The sequence below is a fragment of the Natrinema sp. 1APR25-10V2 genome, assembly GCF_031626495.1.
GTDB lineage: Archaea > Halobacteriota > Halobacteria > Halobacteriales > Natrialbaceae > Natrinema.
The window spans coordinates 1,044,806-1,068,574 of sequence record NZ_JAMQOJ010000001.1; the positions used below are offsets into that span (position 1 = coordinate 1,044,806).

The following is a 23,769-nucleotide window of genomic DNA, read 5'->3' on the forward strand; positions in this document are numbered from 1 at the left end:
TCGGAAACACGAAGTCGCCCCCGGTTCTCGTCGCGACTGTCGGTCTCGCCACACATCGTCCCGGTTCCGTTCGGACGAAGAAACCGCCCATCATCGTTCGAAATTTCGTCCCGGAACGAAACAGGGAGCATATGTTAATTGGTATCTAGTACCACGGCACGATGGACTTGCAGATCGACGGCGACGCGGCACTCGTCACGGCATCGAGCAGCGGATTGGGGAAGGCCTCGGCGACGGCGCTGGCCCGCGAGGGCGCGAACGTGGTCATCAACGGGCGCGACGAGGAGCGGCTCGAGGCGGCCCGCGAGGAGGTGGCGGCCGCCGGCGACGGTCGGGTCGTCGCCCAGGCCGGCGACCTGACCGATCCTGACGACATCGACGAACTCGTCTCGGTGACGGCCGACGAGTTCGGCGGGATCGATCACCTCGTGACCTCCGCGGGCGGGCCGGCCAGCGGTCCGTTCCTCGAGACCACCGACGAGGACTGGTACCACGCGTACGACCTGCTCGTGATGAGCGTCGTGCGGCTGGTCCGGGCGGCCACCGACGAGTTGCGCGCCGGCGACGGCGGCAACGTCGTCCACATCACGTCCCGCAGCGTGAAGGAGGCCATCGACTCGCTCGTCCTCTCGAACTCGGTGCGAATGGGCGTCATCGGCCTCGAGAAAACGCTCTCTCGCGAACTCGCCCCGGAGGTGCGGTTCAACAGCGTGCTCCCCGGACCGATCGAGACCGAGCGTATCAGCGACCTGATCGAGCAGTCGGTCGAACGCGGGGAGTTCGACTCCTACGAGGAGGGGCTCGCGGCGAAAGGGGAGGCGAACCCGCTCGGGCGGATCGGACGGCCGATGGAACTCGGCAACACCGTCGCCTTCCTCTGTTCGCCGGAGTCGGCGTACATCAACGGCGTCGCCGTCCCGATCGACGGCGGGCTCGGCCGATCGAACCTCTAATCACTCCTCGAGGCGGCTCGCCGCGAAGAACGGATACTCCGACGGCCAGCCCCGGTCGTAGTCGGGCTCGTACGTGACGGCCTCGAGAGCGACCGGATCGCCGATCTCGAGCGCCGCGTACGGCTCGTCGATCGGTGCGAGTAGCTGCGGTCCTTCCTCGAGTTCCACGACGCCCACGACGAGTTCGTCGGGGAACCCCGCCGCCGTGGCGTGGGTACGGGTGAACGAGAAGAGCGTTCCGTGCCCCGTCGCCGCCGTCCAGTCCACGTCGGTCGAGTGACAGTGCGGGCAGATCGGCGTCGGCGGGAAGAAGTGCTCGCTACAGTTCTCACAGGTGTGGATCATGAACGTGCCGTCCTCGAGGGACTCCCAGAACGGTTTCGTGTAGGGCTCCATGATCACACCTCCGCGGAGAAGACGGTGGCGGTCACGCCGTTGACGTGGCCGTGTTCCGCGGTCGTGAGAACGCGTTCGGCGCCGGGCACCTGCGTCGGCGCGGTCCCGCGAAGCTGTCTCACGGCCGCCACGTAGTTGAGAAGTGGCGTCACCATCGCTGGATGGCCCCGCCCGAGACAGCCACCGGACGGGCTGATCGGAATCTCGCCGCCCGGGGCCGTTCGCCCCTCGAGGCAGGCGTCGACGCCGTCGCCGCGCGCCGCGAGTCCCAGCTCCTCGGCGACGATCGCCTCGATGTGCGGGAACGGCGCGTACGGCTCGACGACGTCGATATCGGCGACCGAGACGCCGGCACCGTCGACCGCCTCGTCCGCGGCGCGTCCGACGGCCGGCAGCTCGGTCGCTCTCGAGCCGCGGCTCATGACGAAGTGGCTCGGGTCGTGGTGGTAGCCGGTGCCGGCGACGGAGACCGGCTGGGAGTCGGATTCGGGGCGCTCGTCGGCGGTGAGGAGGATCGCGGCCGCGCCGTCGCAGGGGGCCGGACAGTCGAAGAGCCGGATCGGATCAGCAACTGGGCGCGCCTCGAGGACGTCCGTCCGCGAGAGGTCGTCGTCGAAGAGCGCGTCGGGATTCGCGACGCCGTTTGCGCGGTTCTTGACGACGATCTCGGCGATGTCGTCGCGGTCTACATCGTGTTCGTGGCAGTACCGCTGCATGCTCTGGGCGTAGGCGGCCGGGATGGTCATCCCGATCGGCGATTCGAACTCGGCGTCGAACAGTTTGAGCACGTAGTCGAAGTACGGCCCCGTCGTGTCGATCGTCGAGTTGCGCTCGACCGCGAGGACGAGCGCCGTCTCGACGGTCCCGTCGCGGACGTCCGACACCGCGGCGTGGAACGCGTGGCCGCCGCTGGTGCCGCCAGTCGAGACCTCGAGCGAGCGGTCGACTTCGAGCCCGAGCTGGTGGAGGAGGTACGTCGAGAAGAACCCCTGTCGCGTCCACGGGCGCGGCGAGGGCATGTAGATCCCGTCGACGGCGGGGAGTTCGACCGAAGCGTCCTCGAGCGCGTCGCGAACAACGGTCAGCGCGAGGTCCCGCTCCGGGACCGAGTGGGTCCCGTTCGGGACGGTCCCGATGCCCGCGACGACCGGCGCAGTAGCCTGTGTCATGTCACAGGACAGCACACGGAGCGGGATAAAGACGGCTGAAACCGACCGAGGACGGGCGGTGAACACGACCGAGGTCCTAATCGAGAAGCGACGTCATCTCACAGGAGAGCACCGTCGTCTCGTCGTCTTTGCGCACGTCCACGCGGTAGCGAACCGTTCCGGTCCCCGGCGCGTCCGGCGTTCGCTCCGTCTCGAGGACCTCGCGCTCGACGTGAATGGTATCGCCGATGAACGTCGGCGCGGTGAATCTGAGGTCGTCGAGACCGTAGAAGGCGACGACCGATTCCCGCTCGAGGACGCTCCTGCTCTGCCAGATCAGGCCGGTCGCGGCCGACAGGACGAGCATCCCGTGGGCGATCCGCTCGCCGAACGTGGAGTCGGCCATTCGGGCGCCGTCGGTATGCAGGTGGTTGAAGTCGCCCGAGACGCCGGCGAAGTTCGTCACGTCGGCCTCGGTGATCGTCCGCCCCTGGGTGACCGTCCGGTCCCCGACCGAGACCGTCTCGAAGAAGCCGTCCGCGTCGGACTCCGCGTCCGAACTCATCGGCGGTCACCTCGTAACCGGTCGCGACCGCGACTGCCGGCCGTCTCGCGGGAGCGTTCTCTCGTGATTCGATCACCAATCACACATGTGAGAGGCGTCATAGGTCAGGTGACCGTGACCGTTCTTGTAAGCGTTGGGGCGAAACCGCGATGCGTGGCCGACTCGATCCGATTCTCAGTCGATCGGGGTCGGGCTCGAGTCGCGCGTGAGGAAGAGTACGCCGATTCCGGCGATGCCGATGAGGGCGTAGAGGAAGAACGTCGTCTCCCACGAGAACGCGTCGATCAGCCAGCCGCCCAGCGTCGGGGAGACTAACGTGCCGCTGAACGCGATCGACGTGAACACGGCGAGGCTCGTCCCGCCGCGGCCGTCGGCGGCGAGTTCCCGCGTGTAGACGTAGTAGACGCCCATGCCGAACTGGAGCGAGAAGCCGACGCCGAGCATCACGGCCGAAAAGAGGGCGACCGAGATAGTTCGCGAGACGACGAAAAACGCCGGGAGCGCGAACGCGAGCGAGCAGACGACGATCAGCCGTCGACGGTAGCCGACGTAGTCCGAGAGCCAGCCGCCGACGGGTCGCGCGACCATGCCGACGGCCGGCAACAGCGCCGTTATCGCCCCCGCTTCGCCGAGCGAGAGGGGTAACTGTTCCGTCGCGTACGTCGGCATCCACGAGTTCATGAAGATGTAGAGGAGGTACGAGCAGAATCCCGAGAACGAGACGAGCAGCACCGCCCGGTTTCGTAACGCGTGGCCGAACTCTCGAGGCGTGATCCGGTCGCCCGTTCGGATCGCCGCCGGTCTCGAGAGGCGAAAGACGAGATAGCCCAGCGCGGAGAGGAGCGGGTAGGCGACGAACACGGTCTGCCAGCCGAACGCGTCCGTGAGGAGCGGCCCGCCGAACTGACTGATCGCGAACCCCAGCGGCGCGCTCGCGATGAACACCGTCGTCACGACCCCCTGTCGCTCCCCGGCGAACACCTGCGCGACGACGTTGGTTCCGAGGACGAACACGGCACCGCCCGCGACCCCCGCGACAGCCCGGCTCGCGAGAAAGAGCGGATAGCCCGTGGCGAACGAGCCCGCGACCGCGACCGGCACGAACACGGCCGTTCCGGCGGTCATCAGCAGCCGGTTGTCGTAGCGATCCATCAGGAACCCGAACGGGATCTGGACGACGACGGATCCCAACACGGCCGCGCTGATGGCGACTCCCGCACCGGCTTTATCGACGTCGAACACATCTACGAGCAGCGGCACGATGCTCGCGGGGGCGATCATGTACGCGTTCACACCGACGGAAACGAGGAAGCACGCGACGAACACGCCCGCTCGAGACTGGTGATTACGCATCCGCTCGTACTTGCCGGGCGACGGGGTCCGTTGGACGCATACTGTTCCGGTCTCGACGGTATCCGAGCCGACTACTTATACCTGTCTCGACCTGTCATACTATATATCATCTCGAGCGGGTATCTTCGTCCTGTGTCGGAACGAATCGCAGGGGGGCGAGCCCGAATAGGGATCCATCCGCTGACACGGATCCGTGTCGACAGAACACGTTTATCACGGAACCTGAGAAACGGTGACGCATGGTCGTGGACATCGACGACATCGAGACCGTCGCAGTGATCGGTAGTGGACAGATGGGCCGTGGCATCGCCGCCGTCGCCGCGCTGGCGGGGTACGAGGCGTTCGTCAACGATATCGACGAGACACAGCTCGAGGAGGCCGAAGAACGGATCGAGTGGTCCTACGAGAAGTCCGTCGAGAACGGGGCCGCGACCGAAGCAGAGGTCGAGGACGCGCTCGAGCGGCTCTCCTTTACCACCGACCTCGAGGAAGCGGTCGGCGACGCGGACTTCGTCACCGAGGCGGCGGTCGAACAGCAGTCGGTCAAGGAGGACATCTTCGAGGACCTGGACGAGGCGGCCCCCGAGGACGCTCTCCTCGCGACGAACACGTCCGGACTGAACATCACCCGGCTCGCCGAGACGACGGACCGTCCCGAGCAGGTCGTCGGCACGCACTGGTTCAACCCGCCGATGCTGATGGAACTGGTCGAGGTCATCATGACCGAACACACGCCCGACGGCGTCGCCGATACCGCCGAGGCGCTCATCGAATCGTTCGACAAGACGCCGATCCGCTGCAAGATGGACATCCCGTCGTTCATCGTCAACCGGCTGATGCGCCCCTACGGCGAGGGCCCGGCGTGGATGGCTTACCGGGGCGAACACTCCTTCGAGGAGATCGACTCCGCGATGAAGTACAAGGAAGGGTTCCCGATGGGGCCGTTCGAACTCGCCGACTTCACCGGCGGCATCCAGCTCCGCGTCGAGGGCGAGCAAGACCACCTCGAGGACGACCGGCCGATGGCCTACGACACGGAGGTCTGTCCGCTCGTCCACCAGCTCTACGACAAGGGACGGTACGGCCGGAAGGCCGACGCCGGCTACTACGAATACGACGAGCGCGACGAACCGCAGATTTCGGTCGACGCGGGCCAGGGCTTCGACACGCTGCTCGTCTGGGCGCCGATCGTCAACGAGGCCGCCAAGATGGTCGAGAACGACGTCGCTAGCGTCGAAGACGTCGACACCGGTGCGCGTCTCGGCGGCAACTGGCCGGTCGGCCCCCTCGAGAAGGCAGACGAGGTCGGCGCCGATGTCATCCTCGAGAAGCTGACCGAGGTCGCCAGCCGCCACGAGGACACGAACAAGCTCGCGGAGACGCTCCCCTGTGACCTGCTCGTCGAGAAGGCGAAGACCGGCGAGACGTTCTACTGAGTCGGATCGACCCGCGAACGCGATTCGAGGACATTTTTTCGAGGTCACGCCCCTGTTGTCCGATTCCGACGCGATCTCGGCGTTTCGTCCGCATCGGCAACGCTTACGGACCCCCTCGAGAATTGCTATCTGATGGCAAGCGAAGAGCCAGTGTACATCGCCGGCGCGTACGAGCATCCAACGAGGGAAGCTCCGGACAAGTCGACGATGCAACTGCACGCGGAGGTCGCGAAGGGAGCCCTCGAGGACGCGGGGCTCGAAAAGGACGACGTGGACGCGTACTTCACGGCCGGGGTGCCGGAACACGGCTCCGGGCTGTCGCCGCTGGTCGCGGCCGACTACCTCGGCCTCGATCCGTCCTACGCTGATACGACGGACTACGGCGGGTCGTCGTACGTCAGCCACGTCGGCCACGCCGCGAGCGCGATCCGCGACGGGAAGTGTGACGTGGCACTGATCACCCTCGCCGGCCGACCGAGATCGCGCGGGCAGGCAACGGGCTCCGGGGTGCGCGACCTGCAGACGGTGCAGGACAGCTTCGAGCGAGTCTACGGCGTCACCAACGTCACCATGTACGGCATGGCCGCCCAGCGCCACATGCACGAGCACGGGACGACGAGCGAACAGCTCGCCGAGATCCGCGCCGCGGCCTCCCACCACGCCCAGTACAACGAGCACGCGATGTTCCAGGAGCCGGTTTCCGTCGAAGACGTCCTCGAGTCGCGAGTCGTCGCCGATCCGCTCCACCTCCTCGACTGCTGTGTTATCTCGGACGGCGGCGGCGCGCTACTCGTCGTCTCCGACGACGTCCGGTCGAAATTGAACCGGTCGTGCGTCGAGGTACTCGGCCACGGCGAAGCGGTCGGTCACCACGACGCCGGCCGCATCGACCTCTCGAAGACCGCGGCGGATCAGTCCGGAGCGCGCGCATTCGAGGAGGCCGGTCTGGGGCCCGAACACATCGACTACGCGTCGATCTACGATTCGTTTACCATCACGGTACTCGAGGCGCTCGAGGATCTCGGGTTCTGCGCGAAGGGCGAGGGCGGGGAGTTCGTCGAGGGCGGGACGCTTCGCGCGCCGGACGGGGAGCTGCCGTTCAACACCGACGGCGGCGGCCTGTGTTCGAACCATCCGGCCAACCGCGGCGGCATGACGAAGGTCATCGAAGCCGTTCGCCAGCTCCGCGGGGAGGCCAACGACGAAGTGCAGGTCGACGCCGATATCGCCCTCGCCCACGGAACGGGCGGCAGCATCGCGACCCGTCACGGGGCCGCGACGCTCGTCCTCGGAGGTGAGGACCGATGAGCGAGCCCCATCGGCCGGTGCCGGACGTGACGCCCGAAACGGAACGCTACTGGGAGGCGGCCGCCGAGGGCCGGCTGCTCGTGCGCGAGTGCCAGGACTGCGGACTCACGTATCACTATCCGCGAGCCCTCTGTCCGGACTGCTTCAGCGACGACGTGGACTGGGTCGAAGCCGCCGGCACCGGCGAGGTCTACTCCTACTCCGTCGCTCGCAGTATGAGCGGCTGGCCCGACGACGACCTCCCGCTGGTGGTGGCTTACGTCGAACTCGACGAGGGGCCGCGGATGGTGACGAACGTCGACTGCGACCCCGACGAGGTGACGGTCGGGTCCCGAGTCGAGGTTCGGTTCGCCGACGTGGACGCCGAAGACGTGGCGATTCCGGTGTTCGTCCTCACGGAGGACTGACGGACGCGCGGAGACCGTTTCGACGGAGACGCGACGTCGCGTTCCACGGTACCGCTTCGCGATACAATTTCGCACTCGGCGGTCGGCGACACGTGGATTGAAGTGATCGCTGTAGATGGTGCATGTATGTTATCATCAACCGCTGTACCACCGGTCTGCCGGCGGCGACGAACGAGAGGCAACTCCCGGCCGCCGCGGGCGAGAGGGTAGCATGGGCGTCCTCGAGAACGAGATCGCCGACAGCGTGTTCACCGACGAACACCGGCTGCTCAGGGACGAGACCCGGAAGTTCGTCGCGAACGAGGTGCTCCCGGAGGCCCGCGAGCGGGATCCAGACGGTGAGCGGATGTCGGACGAACTCGTCGATCAGCTGGCGGAGATGGGCTTCTTCGGGATTCTCATCGACGAGGAGTACGACGGACTCGGACTCGATCTGAAGGCGTACGCCGCCATCGCCGAGGAGCTCTCCCGCGGGTGGCTTAGCGTCGGCAGCATCATCGCCCGCGGGCAGAGCCTCGCCGGGGCGACCGAGGCACAGAAGGAGCGCTATCTCCCGGAGATGGCGCGCGGCGAGTCGCTCAAGAGCATCGCGATCTCCGAGCCGGACGCCGGCTCCGACGTAGCGAACATGCGGACGCGGGCCGAGCGAGACGGCGACGAGTACGTCATCGACGGGCAGAAGATGTGGTGTACGTTCGCGAAGGGGTCGGATTTCATCCTCACGTACGCGGTCACTGATCCCGACGCCGAGCCGGCACATACGGGCATCTCGGGGTTCATCGTCGAGAAGCCCGCCGGGACCTTCGACCGTGACGGACTGAGCGGCCAACCGGTGAACAAGATCGGCTACCACGGCTGGGAGACGTGGATGGTGAACTTCGACGGCGTGCGGGTGAGCGAGGACAAGCTCGTCGGCCGCGAGGAAGGGCAGGGGTTCTACCAGATCATGGAGTTCTTCGAGGAAGGTCGCGTCCACACCGCCGCGCGGGCCGTCGGCCTCGCTCGCGCCGCCCTCGAGGACTCTCTGACGTACGCGCAGGACCGCGAGCAGTTCGACCAGCCGATCGCGGAGTTCCAGTCGCTCCGGTTCAAACTCGCGGACATGGCGACGAAAGTCGAGGCCGCGCGGGCCCTGACGCTGCTCGTCGCGGAAACGGTCGACCAGGGCGACCGCGCCGACGCGCAGGCCGCGATGGCGAAGCTGTTCGCCACAGAGATCGCGGAGGAGGTCACCAGCGAAGGGATCCAGATACACGGCGGCTACGGCTACACCACGGAGTTCGACGCGGAACGCCACTGGCGCGACGCTCGCCTCACGAAGATCTTCGAGGGGACGAACGAGATTCAAAAGCGCATCATCGCCGACAACTTGCTCTGAGTTCGTCGCGGCTCCGATCTCGTTCCGGCGCGTTACGACTCCCGCTCCTCGATCGCGTCCTCGAACGTCGATTTCGCGCGCTGGCTGCCGGTCAGGACGTGCGTCGTATCGGTCCCGGCCATGACGAAATCGAATCCACGGTGTACCCACCGCTCGATATCCGCGTTACGGACGGCGAGCGTCGAAACGGCCGTATCGGCCGCGTGGGCCGATTCGATGACCGCGTCGACGGCAGCGAGGAACTCCTCGCTGTCCCACTCGCCGTAGATACCGAGGTTCGCGGACAGATCCGCGGGGCCGACGAACAACGCGTCGAGTCCCTCGACCGCGGCGATCTCGTCGACGTTCTCGAGCCCCCGCTCCGTCTCGATCTGTGCGATGGTGACGATCTCGTCGGCCGCGGTCCGGTAGTACTCCTCCATCTCGAGCCCGTACCGAGAGGCGCGACTGCCAGCGACGCCGCGAACCCCCTCGGGCGGGTAGCGCGTCGACTCGACGAGCGTCTCCGCCTCCGCCGCGGTTTCGATCATCGGTGCCATGACGCCGCTCGCGCCGGTGTCGAGTACGCGCTTGACGACGACGGGGTCGTTCCAGGGGAGGCGGACGATCGCTTCCGTCTGGCTGTCGGCGGCGTCGACGGCCCGGACCATCTCGATCACCGTCTCCATCGTGTTCGGCGTGTGCTCGATATCGAGGACGACGAAGTCGAACGCGAGTTCGGCGGTGAGTTCCGCGACCGCCGGGTCGCGGAGCGACAGCCAACTCCCGACGGCCGGATCGCGCTCGCGGAGTGTCGCTGCGAGAGACATACGTAGCCGTTCGCGAACCGAGGGAAAAACCTATCGGCGGACGGACCGGTCGGCCGGCTACTCAGCCGTCGAACTCCGGCTCGCGGTCGTCCAGGAAGGCCGCCATCGACTCGCGCTGGGCGGCCGTTCCGAAGGTCCGTCCGATGTCGCCGATGCTCGCTTCCATCCCCCGCTCGAGGCCGAGCGAGCGGAACCGGCGCATCACTCGCTTCTGCGCTTGCAGGACCTGGGGGTGTTTCGATGCCAGCGAATCGACGAGGTCGTCCATCGCGTCGTCGTACTCGGTCGCTTCGACGGCGCGGTTGACGAGTCGCCGCTCCACCGCCTGCGTTCCAGACAGCGTTTTTCCGGTGTAAATGAGCTCCGCCGCGGTCCCCATCCCGGCCAGACGGATCAACAGTCCGCCGTGGATCACCGTCGGGAGGCCCACGTTCACCTCGGGCAGTCCCAACTGGGCGTCGGTCGTCGCGATGCGGAACTCGCAGGCCATCGCCAGTTCGAACGCCGCGCCGAGCGTGTACTCGCCACAGCCACAGACCACGACGGCGTCGAGATCTCGGACCGCCTCGATCATCTCGTAGAACGCCCGCAGGAGGTCGTGTCCCTCGTGTGGCGACAGTGACTGCGCCCACTCGAGGTTCAATCCGGCAGACAGGCCGCGGACTTCGTCCACGGCCGTCTCGGACTGCTCGGCGGCGATCGTCAGCACGGACACCGCCTCGGGGACCGATTCGATCTCGTCACGGACGGCGTCCGCTTCGTCGAGGGTCAACAGGTTCAGATCGTTGCAATCGAGACGGAGGTGAGCGACGTGCGGGCGCTCCGCTTCCCGTGAGAGCGTAACTGCCATCGATACGCCTCGTTCGGGCCGAACCGACAAGTAGCTACTCGCGGATCCCGCCGCCCGAGCCCACAACCGGACGTCCGGCGAGGGTGATCGATGGCGGATCGTCCGCGAGCGCGTCCCTCGAGCCAGACGGTGCGACCCGGACCCGTTCAGCGCCGACGACTGACGGCTCACTGAACTGCAGCACCCCCATAGCACCTATACGCTGGCCGATCGTCTCTCCGTCCGAAGCCAGTGACCTCCCCGACTGAGACATCGACACCGATGACAGCGACACCCATTATTCCGGACACCGCGCGGATCGGCCGCACTGCACTGCTCGTCGCGGATCTCGACGCGATGGTCGACTTCTATCGCGACGTCGTCGGCCTCGCGGTCCACGCACGAGACGAGACGACGGCGACGCTCGGCGTCGACGAGACGCCGTTGCTCGTCCTGAAGCGAGCCGAGAACGCACCGGCCAGAAGTCGGGAGGCAGCGGGGCTGTTCCACAACGCGTTCCGGGTCCCATCGCGGACCGCGCTGGGCGCCGCGCTCGAGCGGGTTCGCGATCGGTGGCAGCTAGACGGGGCGTCCGATCACCACGTGAGCGAGGCGCTGTATCTCACCGACCCCGAGGACAACGGGGTCGAAATCTACAGGGATCGGCCGAAAGCGGAGTGGCCACGCACGGACGATGGATCGGTACGGATCGGGACGGTTTCGCTCGACCTCGGCGACGTCGCTGCGCAGTCGGACGGGGCCGCGACGGCCCCGCCCGAAACGACGGTCGGACACGTCCATCTCGAGGTGTCCTCGATCGACGCCGCACGGGCATTCTACGTCGACACGCTGGGGCTTCGCGTACAGACGGCAGCCCGATCCGCGTTGTTCGTCGCGGCCGGGGACTACCACCATCACCTCGGCCTGAACACCTGGAACGGCCGCTCGAAACCGCTCGACGGCCGTGGGTTGGCGTGGTTCGAGTTCGTCGTTTCGGACGAGGGAGCGCTCGCGACGGTTCGGCAGCGCCTCGAGGGCGCGGATATCTTCATCCGGGAGCAAGGGCGTAGTCTCGAGATCCGCGATCCGGACGGGATCCCGATCCGACTCCGAGCGGAGTGAACGCGGCGAGCACCGACGCGAAGGCACGTTTACCAGACGATGGTCGCACGGTTTCTTTATTCAGAAACACACTCGAAACCGAATCGAGCAATTCGGTAACTACAGATGCTTATCGACCGCTGAGATTCTTGCCAATCAGCGTATCTCTTCAAAGAATCGTGCTGAATACAGGGCGCGTATCCACCGGGCTATTTTTCTGACTGCTTACTTCTGAACTCTTTTTTCAGATGCATCAGTGCGAGTGTCGGCGCATTCTTGATAAAATCCCAAACAGCCCGTGGGCCTGCACCGGCTAGCACTCTCGTGGCCCCTTTCTTCTGTGTGAAGAATACCGGGCGGCCTCGGTAGATATCGCGTTCGTAGATTCTGTTCTCGTCCCTGTTTTCGAGTACCTCCGTCACCGTTCGTACGTTATTCCAGTCGCCTCGCATCACGACCACGCCGTCGGGATTCACGATGTGTACCGAGTTCGGCATCCCCCCGTATTTCCCGTGGGCGGTTCCTTCATGATCGTCCACGAGGACGGTGCGCTCAACGTCATACTCGGCTGCAAACGTCCGTGCTCGTTCGAGTTTGGCTTCCAACGAGTCGTGGGCCTCGTAGTGTTCTCCTGGATGTGCCTCCCTCGTATACAGCAGGATGAACACCACGTCTTCGAACTGCTTCTGGAGTTCGTCCATCACGTGAACTTTCGAATCCGTGATGGGACACGTGATGCTGCCGGTCTCTAGGACGACCCAACTCCCCCTGAAATCCGAAAACTCGACCGTCTCCCCCTCCAGCGTCACAGCTTCGAAATCGGGGGCCTCGTCGCCCGGCTCGGGCCCGTCGAAGCTTCTGAAGTCGTAGTATTCCGGGCTGAAATGCCTGTAGTTATATGCCCGATTCGTCGGTCCGTCTCCCGTCGGATCCGTTCGTGACTCAGCCATGGTTCTACCAGTGAGTAGGGTGACGGGACAGGTATGGAGGCTGCCTAGTATTATCGGTAGTATATAAGTCGAAGCGGAGCGAACTACGGGCAATGAATCCAGAGAGCACCGAACCGGAGTCCGACTAGCGTATGCGGGCTGTCACCTTCACGCTCGACCAACCGGACGGTTCACACATCGTATACAGAATGTTCGGTGCGAACTCGGAATTCGAACGAGAGCAAATCTACCATCTCAACGTCCTCGCGGATGAAACTGTCATCCTCCTTGGCCGGCTCCGGGGAGACCTCGACGAAGCGAGACGATTGCTGGGAGACCACACGGACGTACTCGGGTACAGTATCTCCAGCGAGGAGCCACAGGTCGGGCTCGTGTATGTACACGCTCGGCCACCGTCCGTCACGAAGCAGTTCTTGGAGCTCCCCCGAATCCACGAGGTGTTCTTCAATTTCCCGATCGGGAGTACCAGCGACGGACGGCTCAGCGTGGAGATGCTCGGCGAGACGAACGACGTGTTACGAGAAGCCCTTGCTGACGTGCCGCCGGAACTCGACGTGACTATCGAGCGCATCGGCCCGTATCCGGACGCGGGAGAGCATATTTTGGCCCTCTTGACCGACCGCCAACGAGAGGTGCTGGATATCGCTCTGTCCCTCGGATACTACGACGTTCCACGGCAGGCAACCCACAGTGATATCGCGGACCGACTGGACTGTTCTGTTGCCACCGTGGGCGAGCATCTCCAGAAAATCGAATCCCGCGTGTTCGAGCATATCCGTCCCTAATCCGATTCGCTGGAAACACCCTCCGTATCTTGCACGCGCTTTCTGCCAGCTGCTGGATAGATTGAGCGAGGTGTGCAAGATACAGCGCGTATCTTGTAGACCTCTCAAGGGTAATGATGCCTCGATTTCGCGTGCCTGCGCCGTATTGTTACCCGTCCGGTGATGACAGACGGACTACTTCGAACCGGAACCCCTCGAACGTTCGGATGAGATCGGTGAACGCGTCGGGGCCGACCGGCTTGGTGAGGTGCGCGTTCGCGTATCCCTCGTAGCTCCTCACGATGTCCTCTTCGGCGTCCGATCCGGTCAGGATGATCACCGGAGTGCGCTTCAGGTCGGGATCGTCCTCGAAAGGCAATCCGATGCCACCTGCCCGTCCGTGACGACGTGAAGGTCGTTGCTGATCCGTCCATCCGTGAACGCCTCCCGTATTGGTCGAACGTCCCCGGGATTATCCTCAATGAGCAGAATTTCGGCCGGTTCGTGGCGATCAGTCATCGGTTTCCTCCGCCGTCGTGGTCTGTTCGTTGGGCTGATCGCCGAAATCAGGCGAGCGATTAGCATCCGGGATGGTGAAGTAAAACGTCGATCCGTCACCCGGCTCGGACTCGACCCAGATATCGCCTCCGTGTCGGTCGATGATCTTCTCACACTGTGCCAGCCCGATACCGGTTCCCGAGTATTCCTCGTCGGTGTGAAGCCGCTCGAACACGTCGAAAATACGGTCGGTCTGCTCGGAATCCATCCCGATGCCGTTGTCGGCCACCTGGAACACCCACTCCCCACCGTCACGTTCGGCGCTGATCTCGATCTCCGGTGGGTCGTCGCCGCGATACTTAATTGCGTTCGAGACGAGGTTCTGGAACACCTGTTCGAGCTGATTCCGATCGGCTTCGACCGTGGGCAGGGATCCGACGTCGATGGTAGCGTCGCTCTCTTCGATCTGTCGCTCGAGGTTTCTGAGCGCGTTCTCGATGACAGCGCCACAGTCGGTGGGTTCGAGCGGTTCGGCCTCGGTATCGATCCGCGAGTACGCGAGCAGGTCCTCGATCATCTCACGCATCCGCTCGGCGCCGTCGACCGCGTATTCGATGAATTCCTCGGCGTCCTGATCGAGTTCGTCCGCGTATCGACCTTCGAGGAGCTGGAGGTAGCTCGATACCATCCGGAGGGGCTCCTGGAGGTCGTGGGAGGCCACGTAGGCAAACCGTTCGAGTCGCTCGTTGGACTCCTCGAGCTCTCGTTGGTACTCCTTTAGTCGGGTGATGTCACGGGTGACGCCCACCCGGCCTACCTCGTCATCGATTTCGAGGGGGACGAACCGGTTGTGTACGTCGCGGACCTCGCCGTTCGGCCCGATAATTTCCGTCTCGAACTCGACTGAGTCGCGTTCACCGTCGATGAGTTCGCGCCATTCCTCCTCGTCCGTGTCCACGAAACGCTCGCCGAAGAAGGCCGAACCGTGAGCGCCCAGCAACTCCTCCCGGGTATGCTGGCTCATCGAGACGAAGGCGTCGTTGACGAAGACGATGTGGCCTTCGCCATCGGTGGCGTACACCCCGTCGTTGACGGTCTCGACTATCCGCTCAAACTGTTCTAACCGCTGCTCGCGTTCCTTGCGCTCGGTGACGTCGTTCGCGTCGCCGACGATCCGATAGACGTCGCCGTCCTGGTCGTAGATGGGGGTAGCCCGATCGTGGATCCACCGAACCTCGCCGTCGGGGCGAACGATCCGGTACTCGGCCTCGTACTCGTCTTGCACCTGCTTCTCGAATTCCTCGACCACCATCTCCCGATCGTCCGGATGGATCGTCTCGGCCCAAGTCGTGGTGTTCTCGTAGAGGTCTTCGCGGTCCACCCCCCAGACCTCCTCGTAAGCGGGGTTCACGTAAAGTAGCTCCTGCTGATCGGCGGTCGTCATCCAGACGACCTGGTCGAGGTGCTCAGCGAGCTGTCGGAACCGGCGTTCGCTCTCGCGAAGCTCCTGTTCCATCTGCTTGCGCTCGGTAATGTCGCGGACGACGCCGACGCGACCTCGCCCGCCCTCGACCTCGAAATGCCTGAACCGGCTCTCGACGTTGATCGCCTCGTCGTCGGCCGTGTAAATATCCTCCTCGAACGAGGCGACGTCCGTCTCGCCGGACTCGAACTGCTGGCGGGCCTCCGCGTCGATGTCTTCGAAATTTTTCCCGAACACCACCGAGGCGTGGGATCCCAAAAGCTCAGACCGGTCGAAACGCGTCATCGAGACGAATCCGTCGTTCACCCGCTGGAACCGTCCTGCCTCGTCGAGGACGTATACCCCGTCATCGACCGTCTCGACGATCCGCTCGTACTCTTCGAGGTCATCTCGGGCTTGCCGCAGTTCCGTATTGCGTTGTTCGAGTTCGCTTGCGCGCGTTCTCGACCGGGAATCGTGGAAGCCGATAGCGTACCCAGCGATGGCACCGAACGAAGCCAGGTTGAGGATGATTCGGAGTGGTGCAGTCAAGGTACCGGCGGCAGGTTGGACGTGATAGAGCCAGAGGGCCGTGGCCGTCACGACAGCGCTACCGAAACACCAAACACCGATAAGCGGATAATAGCGAGGATCGACGCCGGTGTCCGGCAACTGGTACGAACGGTAGATGAGGATGACTCCTGGACCAGCGGACAAGCTGAAGGCAATAAATATGTCGAACGGTGACGCGTTCCCCGAGGCCAACGTATACGCCAACATGGTGGCGAGGACGATCAACAGGACCCCGAAGATCGTGAGTGAGTATCGCCCACTAACGGCGCGCATCCACGGATGCCTGTCGATGGCGCGAATCAATCGGCGTACGCCAGTCAGCTCCTCACGAGGAGTAACTTGCTTCTTTGAGGTGTCCCTGGTCTGAGATCGGTAGCTCGTGTCCGATCTTGTATTCTCTCTTGTCATTCTTCGGGAGGCCCTTTACTGCGGAACGCGTGGGTCAGCTACCGCCTGCCCCGCGATCGGCCCTTTCAGCAGTAGGGATCGAAGTCGGGTTTGACCTCATTATTCATTTGATAACGGGAGCGGGGATAATCCTGCTGGTCGTCTCTACCCGTTCCTCGGTAGAAGTGAAGACGGTAAGAGACTCCCTGAGCACACGCTGGCCTGTTGTTGATGCGCTGCTGCATTCACCCTCTGTATCTTGCACGCCGCTTCTGACAACTGATCAGTAGTTCGTTGAACCTCTGCAAGATACAAGGCGCGTATGCATCTCCGAGATTACGAACGACCACAGCATTATGCCGCTTGCTTCCCTAAGGAGTAGGGATGGCAGACACGGAAAACTGCCGAGAGGAGCAAACAGACGACGAGAACCGACGCGGGGACGGAGTTCCGGACTCGCTTCCCGAGTGCCACCGTCGCGGCTGCACCGAGAGGGCGACGTTTGTCGTCCTCGAACGATATCAGGAAGAAACCGGGCACGGCGCCGTCGAGGCAGAGGCCGTTCTCTGTCAAGAGCATGCCGACGAAGAGAGTCCCACGAATCTTGATGGCAGTTACGCGGAGTACGTGTTTCGTGTCGAGCCTCTCCAAGAGACGCTTGACATGGACACAGCATAATCGAACGGATGTAGTTCGATCACTCTGTCGTGCTGAATCCATCCTCTGTATTCAGCAGGCGGCTTTTGGCACGGTTCGGATAGATCGATAGCCGCTTCGGAAACTGCTTGCTCCATACCGAACGTGGATTGCACGTTCAACTCTGGATAAAGAAACCATAGTACCAACTACTGTTATCCGCTCCGGTACTGTGGTCTCTCCTATGGCCCCCGACTACCTCGAGGAGTCCGACGACGGTGCCTGGAAACGCGTCGACGCCGAGACCTGGGAAGACTGGCTGACCGTCACCTGTCCGGAGTGTGGTGCCGAGATGCAACTCCGCGCCCTCGCGCAACACGAGTTCGTCGCCGACTGTGGGGGGTGTGGCACTCGGTTTATCGAGTGAGTCGCTACCGGACGAGAGTCACGCGAACGGGCGCTCGAAATGCCACCGTTTCGGTGACGCTCCCCAGTAGAATCCGTGATTCCTCGTCGCGGCCGTGACTCCCCATGATGATGTGGTCGATGTCGTGATCCGTCGCGTAGTCGACGATCACGCGCGCCGGCGAGCCCACGGCGAGTTCGGTCTCGAGTTCTACATCGTAGTCGTCCGCCGTTTCCTGAGCGGCCGCGAAGAGGTCGTCCGCGAGGTCCTCGGCACGGTCGTACCACGCTTCGGAGCCGTGGAGGGGTTCCCTCGTGACGTCGACGTCGATCGGATAGCTGTAGCCCGGATCGGCTGGGTCGATCACGTGGAGGACGGTAAACTCGGCGTCGTCGTTCTCGGAAAGCGCCACCTCCAGCGCTTTTTCGGAGAGCGGCGCGCCGTCCATCGGTACGAGGATGTGCTTGCTCATATCACCACGTACGTCGCCGGCTCGTAAAACGGCTACACAGGTAGACGAGCCGATAGATCCCGCTATCGGGACGGTTCCGAGAGACGGACGGTTCGGAGGGAGACGAAGAATCGTACCGAGAGCACTCGAAATGGACGAGGGGCTAATCAGCAAGCACAGTCCGGCCACGTCCGCCACGGTCGATGGTCCCGCCCGTCGGCGGTCCTACGTTCGTCCGCGGTCGTCGGCGCAGCCGGGGTGAGCGTATTATGTGAATTGATACCGTACGGGGCGCTATGAGCGAGCATATCCTCGTTCCCTACGACGGCTCCCCACCGTCGGCGGACGCGCTCGAGTACGCCCTCGAGACGTTCTCCGACGCTCACGTGACCGCGCTGTACGTCGTCCCGGCTCCGGACGGCTACGAGGCGCTGTTCGAGAACCCGGAAGACAGAGTGCCGGCCGCCGACGCGGCCGACGAACGGGGACGCGATATCCTCGACGACGCGGCAGACGTCGCGGCGGAACACGGCGTCGATCTCGAGACCGAGATCCGCACCGGAAAACCGGATCACGTGATCGTCGAACACGCAGAGACCGAGGAAGTCGACACGATCGTCCTCGGCAGCCACGGCCGGGAAGGAGTGTCGCGGCTCCTTCTCGGTAGCGTCGCGGAAAACGTCGTCCGCCGATCGCCGGTCCCGGTCGTCGTCGTGCGCTGATCGACTCGGAGTCAGTAGGTGGCCGCTCGTCCAGCGGATGTCTCGAACCCCGAGTGATCGCACATCGTCGCGGCTCGAGAGCGCAATCGACGAGAACGTCGAGGGTCCCTGCTCCTATAGTAACAACTGAAACGATGTACACCCGATCGCACAGCCATCGTACAATCGGGTGTGCAGTGACTTTCAGTGACTACAATAACGGTCGACGAAACGACGGTTGCGTCCCCTGCCGGGGACAGTCGCAGGAATGGTAACTGTTAGCAAGTGTTATGCACGTCCGCCTCGATAAGACACGTAACGCTGTAGCCATGTCGACACCGGCCCACCGAACGATCGCCCTCCCACTCTCGCCCGACGATCTCTGGGCGCTTCACCACGTCCTCCTCGAGCGAATCGAAGCGGAACTGACGGCGACGGACGCGTCGACCGTCGACCCGCCGCCGCTCGCGGTGTACCAGGCCTTCGAGACGCTCGAGGACGGCGAAACGCGTTTTACGATCACACAGCTCGAGGCGATCGTCGATACGCTACGCCACGACTCCGATTGCCCTCCGTGGTGTTTCGACTGTGCACGACTCGCGGAGGTGCGCCACGCGATCACGAGAACGATCGAGGGGCACAGTCCCACGCTGGGCCACGCTGCGGCCGACGATTGACCGCGCTCGGGCCTCGTGGAACCAGAACCCTTTCGCCGGCGGACGAGGGACGGTGACACGTGACGAGCGAGTTCGAGGAGACGCCGGACGGCCGCCGCAGCTGGGCGGTGGCGATCGTCGGTGCGGTCGCGATGGTGTTCACGTTCGGCACACCGCTCTCGTACGGCATCTTTCGGGAGCCGCTAAGCGAAGCCTTCGGCCTCTCACCGGTGGCGCTCTCGAGCGTCTTCTCGATCATGCTGTTTACCTTCTTCATCGGCTCCGGCGCAGTCGGCATCGTCGCCGCGCGATTGCCGGCTCGCGGCGTTCTCCTCACCTGTGCGGTCGTGACCGGGCTCCTCGCACCCTCGCTGTACGTCACGGCGTCGTATCTCGGTCTGGCCGTCGTCTTCGCGGCCCTCGGACTCGCACTCGGCAGCGTCTTCGTCCTGCTCGCGTCGATCGTCCCGCGCTGGTTCGACGCCCGCCGCGGTGCCGCGACGGGGCTGATCTTCGTCGGCAATGGACTCGGACTGTTCGTCCTCCCGCCCCTGTGGCAGTACGCCCTCGCGACGGTCGGCGTGCGGCGAGGGTTCCTGCTCGTCCTCTCGGCGACCGCGGTCGCCTTTCTCATAGCCGGCGTCACGTGTCGCCGCCCACGATGGGCGAGCTGGTCCGCGACGACGGTGGGAGAGGTGCTCGAGTGGGTCCGCCGGCTGGCCGGGACCCGGACGTTCCGACTGTTGTTCGTTGGAGTCGGACTCGCGTTCGCCTGGTACCAGTTGCTCGCCGCGTACGCGGTCGATCTCTTCGCGGCGCGGGGGCTGACCGAGGCGGCGGCGTCGACCACGTTCGGACTCATCGGCGGAGTCAGTATCGTCTCCCGGATCGGCGGCGGCTATCTTGCCGATCGCATCGGCTCGAGGCGGGCGTTTCTCGCGTCGCTCGGCTGTTCGGCCGCCGGCGTCGTCCTCTTCTTCGCACCGCCGGTTCCGATTCTCGCCGTCGGCGTCGTCCTGGTCGGGCTGGGGCTCGGCGGCTGTGCGACGCTGTACGTCCCCGTCCTCATGCAGGTATACGATCCCGAGAAGGACACCGCGATCGTCGGGGTGTTCAACGTTGCCGGCGGGGTCGGTGCGCTCGCTATGCCGCCGCTCGGGACCGCTAGCGTCGCCTATACGGGTAGCTACGTAGTCGCGATTCTGCTGACGTTCCTCGTGACCGTCGTCTCGTTCTGGGCGATCGCGACCGGGACGAACACCGGGTGAGCCGTTGGGGACCGCGATCCTCGCTCGAGTATCGGCGCGCCATCCGCTCGGGGAATCGAACGGAACGCCGGCGTCGGCAGCGATTTGATGCAGTGACGCCGGCGCGGTAATCGACCGGAGCGCCCTATCGGAACATTCCCCGTACCTGCGCGGACTCGTCCTGCTGGCCCTGTGCCTGCTGTAACTGCTGTGCAACCTGTTGCTTCTTGCGCTGGATCTCCTCAGCTTGCTCGCGGAGTTCGTCGGTGTCGATGTCGAACTCGACGAGCGGCTCGAGCGCGTTCTCGATCACCGACCGCGCCGCGGCCGGATCCGGAAGGCGCGGATCCGCCCGCACGAGCAACAGCGCTGCCGGAACGTCGGCCTGATAGCACGCAGTCACGAACGCCCCGGTGACCCCGCCGACCACCCCGGAGTCGTCGGCGATCTCGATGTCGGCCGCCTCGAGTTCGTCTCGCATCGACTCGGTCGTCGCGACGCCGACGACCTCGCCCTGCTGGTCTTCCGACTGAGCGGGGGCACCGGCCAGGAAAATCGCGCGTCCGAAGTCCTCGGCCAGCTCCTCCAGGACGCACTGACTCAACTCGTCGAACGCCGCTTCCGGAATCGGCACGTCGCTCTGGAGCGTCATGATGTCGGGGTCCGTTCCCCCGTATACGCGCACCGCATCCTGTACGAGCCCGTCCGCGAACGACGCGACGGGCGGGAGAGTGTCCGACCGAATCGCGCCGTACTGCTCGAGTCCCAACTGGTCGGTAATCTGATCGACGGCGATCGAGGCCACCAGGCCGTGTCCCGGCAACCCCTCGATCAGCGTCGGGGTCTCCGCGTCGAGGTCCATCGAGCGGTGAAACGTCGCGTCGGAGGTTCCAGTCGTCATACCGACACGGTACGCCCGCTCGATACATATTCGTAGGGGGGCTAACGCACCGCTCGAGTGACGGTCAGTCCACGCTCTCGTCGGCCGCACCGTCACCCGATTCGCTCTCGGCCACGAGTTGGGCCGACACCTCCCGACTCGTCGCTCTGACCTCGTTCATATACGCGGCGAGTTCCGACTCGACGCGCTGTTCGGTCTCGAGATCGATCGTGCCGCCTTCGGTTTCGATCAAAAGCGTCGCCGTTTCGACGGCTTCGTAGAGGATCTCGTCGAGTTCGTCGGCCGTGTAGAACCCGGAGAGCGCGCCGTATAGCATCGTGTTCGCCGCGCGTTGCACCTTTTCGTCGAAGCGATACTTCGCGCTGCTCACCGACTGTCCCGAGTACGCCTCCTCCATGAACGGGACGATCTCGGGGAGGTGCTTGCCGACCGTCTGCATCGGCACGCCCGTCGGAGTGCGGAAGTCCTGGCAGGCGCGGGCGATCGCCCACTCCCGCGCGGTGAACGCAGTCCGCTCTTTGAGGAACTCGTTGACGCGGTCGTAGTCGGCAGTACGGATCTTCGTGAACCGCTCGCCGTCCGGATTGCCGGCGTATTTGCTGGTCGATTCGCCGTCCGTGGATGTGGATTCGTCGGGCATGGTGTGTGTCAGGTAGTCGCCCGAAGCCCCGCCGCGGGAACGATCCGCGGTCCGCCGACCGGGGTCTCCGCTCGCGGTCGCGCTGTCGTGAGCGGAACGCGATTCGCATCACCGGGAACGGCCGGATCGAAGTTAAGGAGGAGCCAAGCGCGGTGAAAGTGGACGTGCCCGTTCCCTCGAGCGGGAAACCGTTCGCACCGAGATTTATAAGCATCGATGTGGCCGTGACTTACTAACAATGATCAATGGTGGGCGATCTGATACGACGATGGCGCTCGATCGCTTTTACGCGGGGTTCCTCGAGCGATACGGCGATCGGACGGCGCTCGTCGACGACCGCCGCGAGCTCACGTACGCGGCGCTCGACGAACGGAGCGCTCGTTTCGCGAACGTTCTCGGATCCGTCGGACTCGGTCGCGAAGACTTAGTGGGGATACTGCTCGGCAACAGGAGCGAGTACGTCGTCGCCCAGCTCGGTGCGGCACGGGCCGGCGTCACCGCCATCCCGTTCAACGATCGGATCGATCGATCGGCGATCGAGCCGATCTGCAGGAACGCTGGACTTCGAACGCTCGTCGTCGGGCCGGATCACTTCGAGACCGCCCGACAGCTCCGAAACGGGCCGCTGGAGTTCAACTATCTCATCGGCGTCACGGACGAGTCAGAGCCGCCGCTGGGGTTTCACCGGTACCGGGATATGCTCTCGCGGGTCGACGCCGATCCGCCGTCGCCGTCCATCGATCCCGAGGACGTCGCCGCGGTCCACTACACCGGCGGCACGACCGGCTCGCCGAAGGGGACGCTCCACACCCACCACGCGACGATCCTGAATATGTACGCGCACGTGAACGAGCTCGAGGTCCGTCACGGCACGGAGATGCTGTTGGTGACGCCGCTGGGTCACTCGGCGGGGAAGTTCATGTTGGCCGGTCTGATGCAGGGTGGGACGATCCACCTCCAGCAGGGGTTCGACAGCGAGCGGATACTCCGGACGATCGACCGGAACGAGATCACCTGGACGTACCTCGTTCCGACGATGATCGCGCGGCTGTTAGACGACCCAGCCGTCGACGGCCACGATCTCGAGAGCCTGGAGACGCTGGCGTACGGTTCAGCGCCGATCCCGCCGGCAAAGCTGACCGACGGGATCGAGACCCTCGGGGACGTGTTCGTCCAGTTCTACGGGCTGACCGAGGTACCGAACCTGGTGGCCGTGCTCCCGAAGTCGAAACACGACCCCGAGAACGAGGCGTGGCTCCGCTCGGCGGGGCGTCGGGCGCAGTTGGCCGAGGTCACGATCTTCGAAGACGAGACGAACTGGGGCGACGACGTCGGGGAAATCGGCGTTCGATCGCCGTACGCCGTCGCGGGCTACCTGAATCGGAGCACGCTCGCCGACGGCGACGACTGGATTCGGACCGGCGACGTCGGCTACGTCGACGACGAGGGACGGCTGTACGTGCTCGATCGGATTCAGGACGTCATCACGGTCGACGGCGAAGCAGTGTACTCGACGGAGGTCGAACGGGTCGTCCAGCGCCACCCCGCGATCAGTCAGGTCGCGATTATCGGCGTTCCGAGGGAACCGAGCGACGCTCACGAGGCGCTCGATCGGAGCGCGGTCGAGCAACGCGTGAAGGCGATCGTCGTGCCCGCGGGCGACGCGGACCTCACAGTCGAGTCGGTACGGGAGTTCTGCGCCGGCGAACTCCCGGAGCGAGCCCTCCCGGAGTCGATCGACACGGTCGGACAGTTGCCCGAGACGCCGTACGGGAAGATCAACAAGCGCCTCCTCCGGGAGCCGTACTGGTGAC

Annotated in this window: 26 protein-coding genes and 1 pseudogene; 13 read left to right on the top strand and 14 right to left on the bottom strand. The window is 64.5% G+C overall.

Features of this window, described 5'->3' with window-relative positions; all coding sequences use genetic code 11:
- Positions 1-161: 161 nt before the first annotated feature.
- Positions 162-953, top strand: a complete 792-nt coding sequence (locus NDO75_RS05355; RefSeq protein ID WP_310905059.1) for an SDR family oxidoreductase — start codon at positions 162-164, stop codon at positions 951-953.
- On the opposite strand, the gene NDO75_RS05360 is transcribed toward NDO75_RS05355, so the two are convergent.
- From NDO75_RS05360 to NDO75_RS05375, 4 genes are all read right to left on the bottom strand, one after another.
- The gene (locus NDO75_RS05360; protein WP_310905060.1) at positions 954-1,349 is read right to left on the bottom strand and encodes an OB-fold domain-containing protein; all 396 of its coding nucleotides are present in this window, start codon (positions 1,347-1,349) and stop codon (positions 954-956) included.
- A gap of 2 nt (positions 1,350-1,351) precedes the next feature.
- Positions 1,352-2,518 carry a thiolase family protein gene (locus NDO75_RS05365; protein ID WP_310905061.1) on the bottom strand — a complete coding sequence of 389 codons (1,167 nt, stop codon included), beginning with the start codon at positions 2,516-2,518 and terminating at the stop codon, positions 1,352-1,354.
- A 76-nt stretch (positions 2,519-2,594) separates the two neighbouring features.
- Positions 2,595-3,062, bottom strand: a complete 468-nt coding sequence (locus tag NDO75_RS05370) for a MaoC/PaaZ C-terminal domain-containing protein (protein WP_310905062.1) — start codon at positions 3,060-3,062, stop codon at positions 2,595-2,597.
- 174 nt (positions 3,063-3,236) lie between these two features.
- On the bottom strand, positions 3,237-4,415 hold the full coding sequence (locus NDO75_RS05375) for an MFS transporter (RefSeq protein WP_310905063.1): 1,179 nt from the start codon (positions 4,413-4,415) through the stop codon (positions 3,237-3,239).
- Between the two features lie 239 nt (positions 4,416-4,654).
- Between NDO75_RS05375 and NDO75_RS05380 the strand changes: the two genes are divergently transcribed.
- From NDO75_RS05380 to NDO75_RS05395, 4 genes are all read left to right on the top strand, one after another.
- On the top strand, positions 4,655-5,851 hold the full coding sequence (locus NDO75_RS05380; protein ID WP_310905064.1) for a 3-hydroxyacyl-CoA dehydrogenase NAD-binding domain-containing protein: 1,197 nt from the start codon (positions 4,655-4,657) through the stop codon (positions 5,849-5,851).
- 132 nt (positions 5,852-5,983) lie between these two features.
- The gene (locus tag NDO75_RS05385; RefSeq protein WP_310905065.1) at positions 5,984-7,159 is read left to right on the top strand and encodes a thiolase domain-containing protein; all 1,176 of its coding nucleotides are present in this window, start codon (positions 5,984-5,986) and stop codon (positions 7,157-7,159) included.
- On the top strand, positions 7,156-7,566 hold the full coding sequence (locus NDO75_RS05390) for a Zn-ribbon domain-containing OB-fold protein (RefSeq protein ID WP_310905066.1): 411 nt from the start codon (positions 7,156-7,158) through the stop codon (positions 7,564-7,566). Before NDO75_RS05385 ends, NDO75_RS05390 begins: the two co-directional genes overlap by 4 nt.
- A 211-nt stretch (positions 7,567-7,777) precedes the next feature.
- Positions 7,778-8,944 (top strand): acyl-CoA dehydrogenase family protein, encoded by a 1,167-nt coding sequence (locus NDO75_RS05395; protein WP_310905067.1) that lies wholly within the window; start codon positions 7,778-7,780, stop codon positions 8,942-8,944.
- A 32-nt stretch (positions 8,945-8,976) separates the two neighbouring features.
- Here the strand turns inward: NDO75_RS05395 and NDO75_RS05400 are convergent, their stop codons facing one another.
- From NDO75_RS05400 to NDO75_RS05410, 3 genes are all read right to left on the bottom strand, one after another.
- On the bottom strand, positions 8,977-9,753 hold the full coding sequence (locus NDO75_RS05400; protein ID WP_310905068.1) for an aldolase/citrate lyase family protein: 777 nt from the start codon (positions 9,751-9,753) through the stop codon (positions 8,977-8,979).
- Positions 9,754-9,814: 61 nt separating this feature from the next.
- The gene (locus tag NDO75_RS05405; RefSeq protein WP_310905069.1) at positions 9,815-10,603 is read right to left on the bottom strand and encodes an enoyl-CoA hydratase-related protein; all 789 of its coding nucleotides are present in this window, start codon (positions 10,601-10,603) and stop codon (positions 9,815-9,817) included.
- Between the two features lie 34 nt (positions 10,604-10,637).
- Complete coding sequence (locus tag NDO75_RS05410; RefSeq protein ID WP_310905070.1) at positions 10,638-10,787, bottom strand: hypothetical protein; 150 nt, start codon at positions 10,785-10,787, stop codon at positions 10,638-10,640.
- Positions 10,788-10,864: 77 nt separating this feature from the next.
- Here NDO75_RS05410 and NDO75_RS05415 point away from each other — a divergent pair, with 77 nt between their 5' ends.
- The gene (locus NDO75_RS05415) at positions 10,865-11,704 is read left to right on the top strand and encodes a VOC family protein (RefSeq protein WP_310905071.1); all 840 of its coding nucleotides are present in this window, start codon (positions 10,865-10,867) and stop codon (positions 11,702-11,704) included.
- A 188-nt stretch (positions 11,705-11,892) separates the two neighbouring features.
- Here NDO75_RS05415 and NDO75_RS05420 read toward each other — a convergent pair whose 3' ends face one another.
- Positions 11,893-12,633, bottom strand: a complete 741-nt coding sequence (locus NDO75_RS05420) for a redoxin domain-containing protein (protein ID WP_310905072.1) — start codon at positions 12,631-12,633, stop codon at positions 11,893-11,895.
- A 170-nt stretch (positions 12,634-12,803) separates the two neighbouring features.
- On the bottom strand, positions 12,804-13,016 hold the full coding sequence (locus NDO75_RS05425) for a hypothetical protein (RefSeq protein ID WP_310905073.1): 213 nt from the start codon (positions 13,014-13,016) through the stop codon (positions 12,804-12,806).
- Between the two features lie 108 nt (positions 13,017-13,124).
- Between NDO75_RS05425 and NDO75_RS05430 the strand changes: the two genes are divergently transcribed.
- Positions 13,125-13,418, top strand: a complete 294-nt coding sequence (locus NDO75_RS05430; RefSeq protein WP_310905178.1) for a helix-turn-helix domain-containing protein — start codon at positions 13,125-13,127, stop codon at positions 13,416-13,418.
- Positions 13,419-13,566: 148 nt separating this feature from the next.
- Here the strand turns inward: NDO75_RS05430 and NDO75_RS05435 are convergent.
- Together NDO75_RS05435 and NDO75_RS05440 are read right to left on the bottom strand one after the other, a co-directional pair.
- Positions 13,567-13,916: pseudogene (locus NDO75_RS05435) on the bottom strand (response regulator).
- Positions 13,909-16,338, bottom strand: coding sequence for a PAS domain S-box protein (locus NDO75_RS05440; RefSeq protein WP_310905074.1), 2,430 nt, complete (start codon positions 16,336-16,338; stop codon positions 13,909-13,911). The pseudogene NDO75_RS05435 and the gene NDO75_RS05440 overlap by 8 nt, the downstream one beginning before the upstream one ends.
- 363 nt (positions 16,339-16,701) lie before the next feature.
- On the opposite strand from NDO75_RS05440, the gene NDO75_RS05445 reads away from it, so the two are divergent.
- Both NDO75_RS05445 and NDO75_RS05450 read left to right on the top strand, forming a co-directional pair.
- On the top strand, positions 16,702-16,995 hold the full coding sequence (locus tag NDO75_RS05445) for a hypothetical protein (RefSeq protein ID WP_310905075.1): 294 nt from the start codon (positions 16,702-16,704) through the stop codon (positions 16,993-16,995).
- A 202-nt stretch (positions 16,996-17,197) separates the two neighbouring features.
- Positions 17,198-17,380 (top strand): hypothetical protein, encoded by a 183-nt coding sequence (locus tag NDO75_RS05450; protein WP_310905076.1) that lies wholly within the window; start codon positions 17,198-17,200, stop codon positions 17,378-17,380.
- Between the two features lie 4 nt (positions 17,381-17,384).
- Here NDO75_RS05450 and NDO75_RS05455 read toward each other — a convergent pair whose 3' ends face one another.
- Positions 17,385-17,831 carry a universal stress protein gene (locus NDO75_RS05455; RefSeq protein ID WP_310905077.1) on the bottom strand — a complete coding sequence of 149 codons (447 nt, stop codon included), beginning with the start codon at positions 17,829-17,831 and terminating at the stop codon, positions 17,385-17,387.
- Positions 17,832-18,106: 275 nt separating this feature from the next.
- Here NDO75_RS05455 and NDO75_RS05460 point away from each other — a divergent pair, with 275 nt between their 5' ends.
- From NDO75_RS05460 to NDO75_RS05470, 3 genes are all read left to right on the top strand, one after another.
- On the top strand, positions 18,107-18,532 hold the full coding sequence (locus tag NDO75_RS05460) for a universal stress protein (RefSeq protein ID WP_310905078.1): 426 nt from the start codon (positions 18,107-18,109) through the stop codon (positions 18,530-18,532).
- Positions 18,533-18,840: 308 nt separating this feature from the next.
- Positions 18,841-19,188 carry a hypothetical protein gene (locus NDO75_RS05465; RefSeq protein WP_310905079.1) on the top strand — a complete coding sequence of 116 codons (348 nt, stop codon included), beginning with the start codon at positions 18,841-18,843 and terminating at the stop codon, positions 19,186-19,188.
- A 59-nt stretch (positions 19,189-19,247) separates the two neighbouring features.
- Positions 19,248-20,435, top strand: a complete 1,188-nt coding sequence (locus tag NDO75_RS05470; RefSeq protein ID WP_310905080.1) for an MFS transporter — start codon at positions 19,248-19,250, stop codon at positions 20,433-20,435.
- Positions 20,436-20,559: 124 nt separating this feature from the next.
- On the opposite strand, the gene NDO75_RS05475 is transcribed toward NDO75_RS05470, so the two are convergent.
- Together NDO75_RS05475 and NDO75_RS05480 are read right to left on the bottom strand one after the other, a co-directional pair.
- Positions 20,560-21,315 (bottom strand): PAC2 family protein, encoded by a 756-nt coding sequence (locus tag NDO75_RS05475; RefSeq protein WP_310905081.1) that lies wholly within the window; start codon positions 21,313-21,315, stop codon positions 20,560-20,562.
- Between the two features lie 64 nt (positions 21,316-21,379).
- Positions 21,380-21,955, bottom strand: a complete 576-nt coding sequence (locus tag NDO75_RS05480; protein ID WP_310905083.1) for a DUF5806 family protein — start codon at positions 21,953-21,955, stop codon at positions 21,380-21,382.
- A gap of 268 nt (positions 21,956-22,223) precedes the next feature.
- Here NDO75_RS05480 and NDO75_RS05485 point away from each other — a divergent pair, with 268 nt between their 5' ends.
- Positions 22,224-23,768: an AMP-binding protein gene (locus tag NDO75_RS05485; RefSeq protein ID WP_310905085.1), complete on the top strand. Its 1,545-nt coding sequence runs from the start codon at positions 22,224-22,226 to the stop codon at positions 23,766-23,768.
- The last annotated feature ends 1 nt before the right edge of the window (position 23,769 follow it).

What these genes read in the sequence shown, in the direction of transcription:
- NDO75_RS05355 (WP_310905059.1), top strand. Translation starts at nt 162, where the DNA reads ATGGACTTGCAGATCGACGGCGACGCGGCACTCGTCACGGCATCGAGC.
- NDO75_RS05360 (WP_310905060.1), bottom strand. Translation starts at nt 1,349, where the DNA reads ATGGAGCCCTACACGAAACCGTTCTGGGAGTCCCTCGAGGACGGCACG.
- NDO75_RS05365 (WP_310905061.1), bottom strand. Translation starts at nt 2,518, where the DNA reads ATGACACAGGCTACTGCGCCGGTCGTCGCGGGCATCGGGACCGTCCCG.
- NDO75_RS05370 (WP_310905062.1), bottom strand. Translation starts at nt 3,062, where the DNA reads ATGAGTTCGGACGCGGAGTCCGACGCGGACGGCTTCTTCGAGACGGTC.
- NDO75_RS05375 (WP_310905063.1), bottom strand. Translation starts at nt 4,415, where the DNA reads ATGCGTAATCACCAGTCTCGAGCGGGCGTGTTCGTCGCGTGCTTCCTC.
- NDO75_RS05380 (WP_310905064.1), top strand. Translation starts at nt 4,655, where the DNA reads ATGGTCGTGGACATCGACGACATCGAGACCGTCGCAGTGATCGGTAGT.
- NDO75_RS05385 (WP_310905065.1), top strand. Translation starts at nt 5,984, where the DNA reads ATGGCAAGCGAAGAGCCAGTGTACATCGCCGGCGCGTACGAGCATCCA.
- NDO75_RS05390 (WP_310905066.1), top strand. Translation starts at nt 7,156, where the DNA reads ATGAGCGAGCCCCATCGGCCGGTGCCGGACGTGACGCCCGAAACGGAA.
- NDO75_RS05395 (WP_310905067.1), top strand. Translation starts at nt 7,778, where the DNA reads ATGGGCGTCCTCGAGAACGAGATCGCCGACAGCGTGTTCACCGACGAA.
- NDO75_RS05400 (WP_310905068.1), bottom strand. Translation starts at nt 9,753, where the DNA reads ATGTCTCTCGCAGCGACACTCCGCGAGCGCGATCCGGCCGTCGGGAGT.
- NDO75_RS05405 (WP_310905069.1), bottom strand. Translation starts at nt 10,603, where the DNA reads ATGGCAGTTACGCTCTCACGGGAAGCGGAGCGCCCGCACGTCGCTCAC.
- NDO75_RS05415 (WP_310905071.1), top strand. Translation starts at nt 10,865, where the DNA reads ATGACAGCGACACCCATTATTCCGGACACCGCGCGGATCGGCCGCACT.
- NDO75_RS05420 (WP_310905072.1), bottom strand. Translation starts at nt 12,633, where the DNA reads ATGGCTGAGTCACGAACGGATCCGACGGGAGACGGACCGACGAATCGG.
- NDO75_RS05430 (WP_310905178.1), top strand. Translation starts at nt 13,125, where the DNA reads ATGCTCGGCGAGACGAACGACGTGTTACGAGAAGCCCTTGCTGACGTG.
- NDO75_RS05440 (WP_310905074.1), bottom strand. Translation starts at nt 16,338, where the DNA reads ATGACAAGAGAGAATACAAGATCGGACACGAGCTACCGATCTCAGACC.
- NDO75_RS05445 (WP_310905075.1), top strand. Translation starts at nt 16,702, where the DNA reads ATGGCAGACACGGAAAACTGCCGAGAGGAGCAAACAGACGACGAGAAC.
- NDO75_RS05450 (WP_310905076.1), top strand. Translation starts at nt 17,198, where the DNA reads ATGGCCCCCGACTACCTCGAGGAGTCCGACGACGGTGCCTGGAAACGC.
- NDO75_RS05455 (WP_310905077.1), bottom strand. Translation starts at nt 17,831, where the DNA reads ATGAGCAAGCACATCCTCGTACCGATGGACGGCGCGCCGCTCTCCGAA.
- NDO75_RS05460 (WP_310905078.1), top strand. Translation starts at nt 18,107, where the DNA reads ATGAGCGAGCATATCCTCGTTCCCTACGACGGCTCCCCACCGTCGGCG.
- NDO75_RS05465 (WP_310905079.1), top strand. Translation starts at nt 18,841, where the DNA reads ATGTCGACACCGGCCCACCGAACGATCGCCCTCCCACTCTCGCCCGAC.
- NDO75_RS05475 (WP_310905081.1), bottom strand. Translation starts at nt 21,315, where the DNA reads ATGACGACTGGAACCTCCGACGCGACGTTTCACCGCTCGATGGACCTC.
- NDO75_RS05480 (WP_310905083.1), bottom strand. Translation starts at nt 21,955, where the DNA reads ATGCCCGACGAATCCACATCCACGGACGGCGAATCGACCAGCAAATAC.
- NDO75_RS05485 (WP_310905085.1), top strand. Translation starts at nt 22,224, where the DNA reads ATGGCGCTCGATCGCTTTTACGCGGGGTTCCTCGAGCGATACGGCGAT.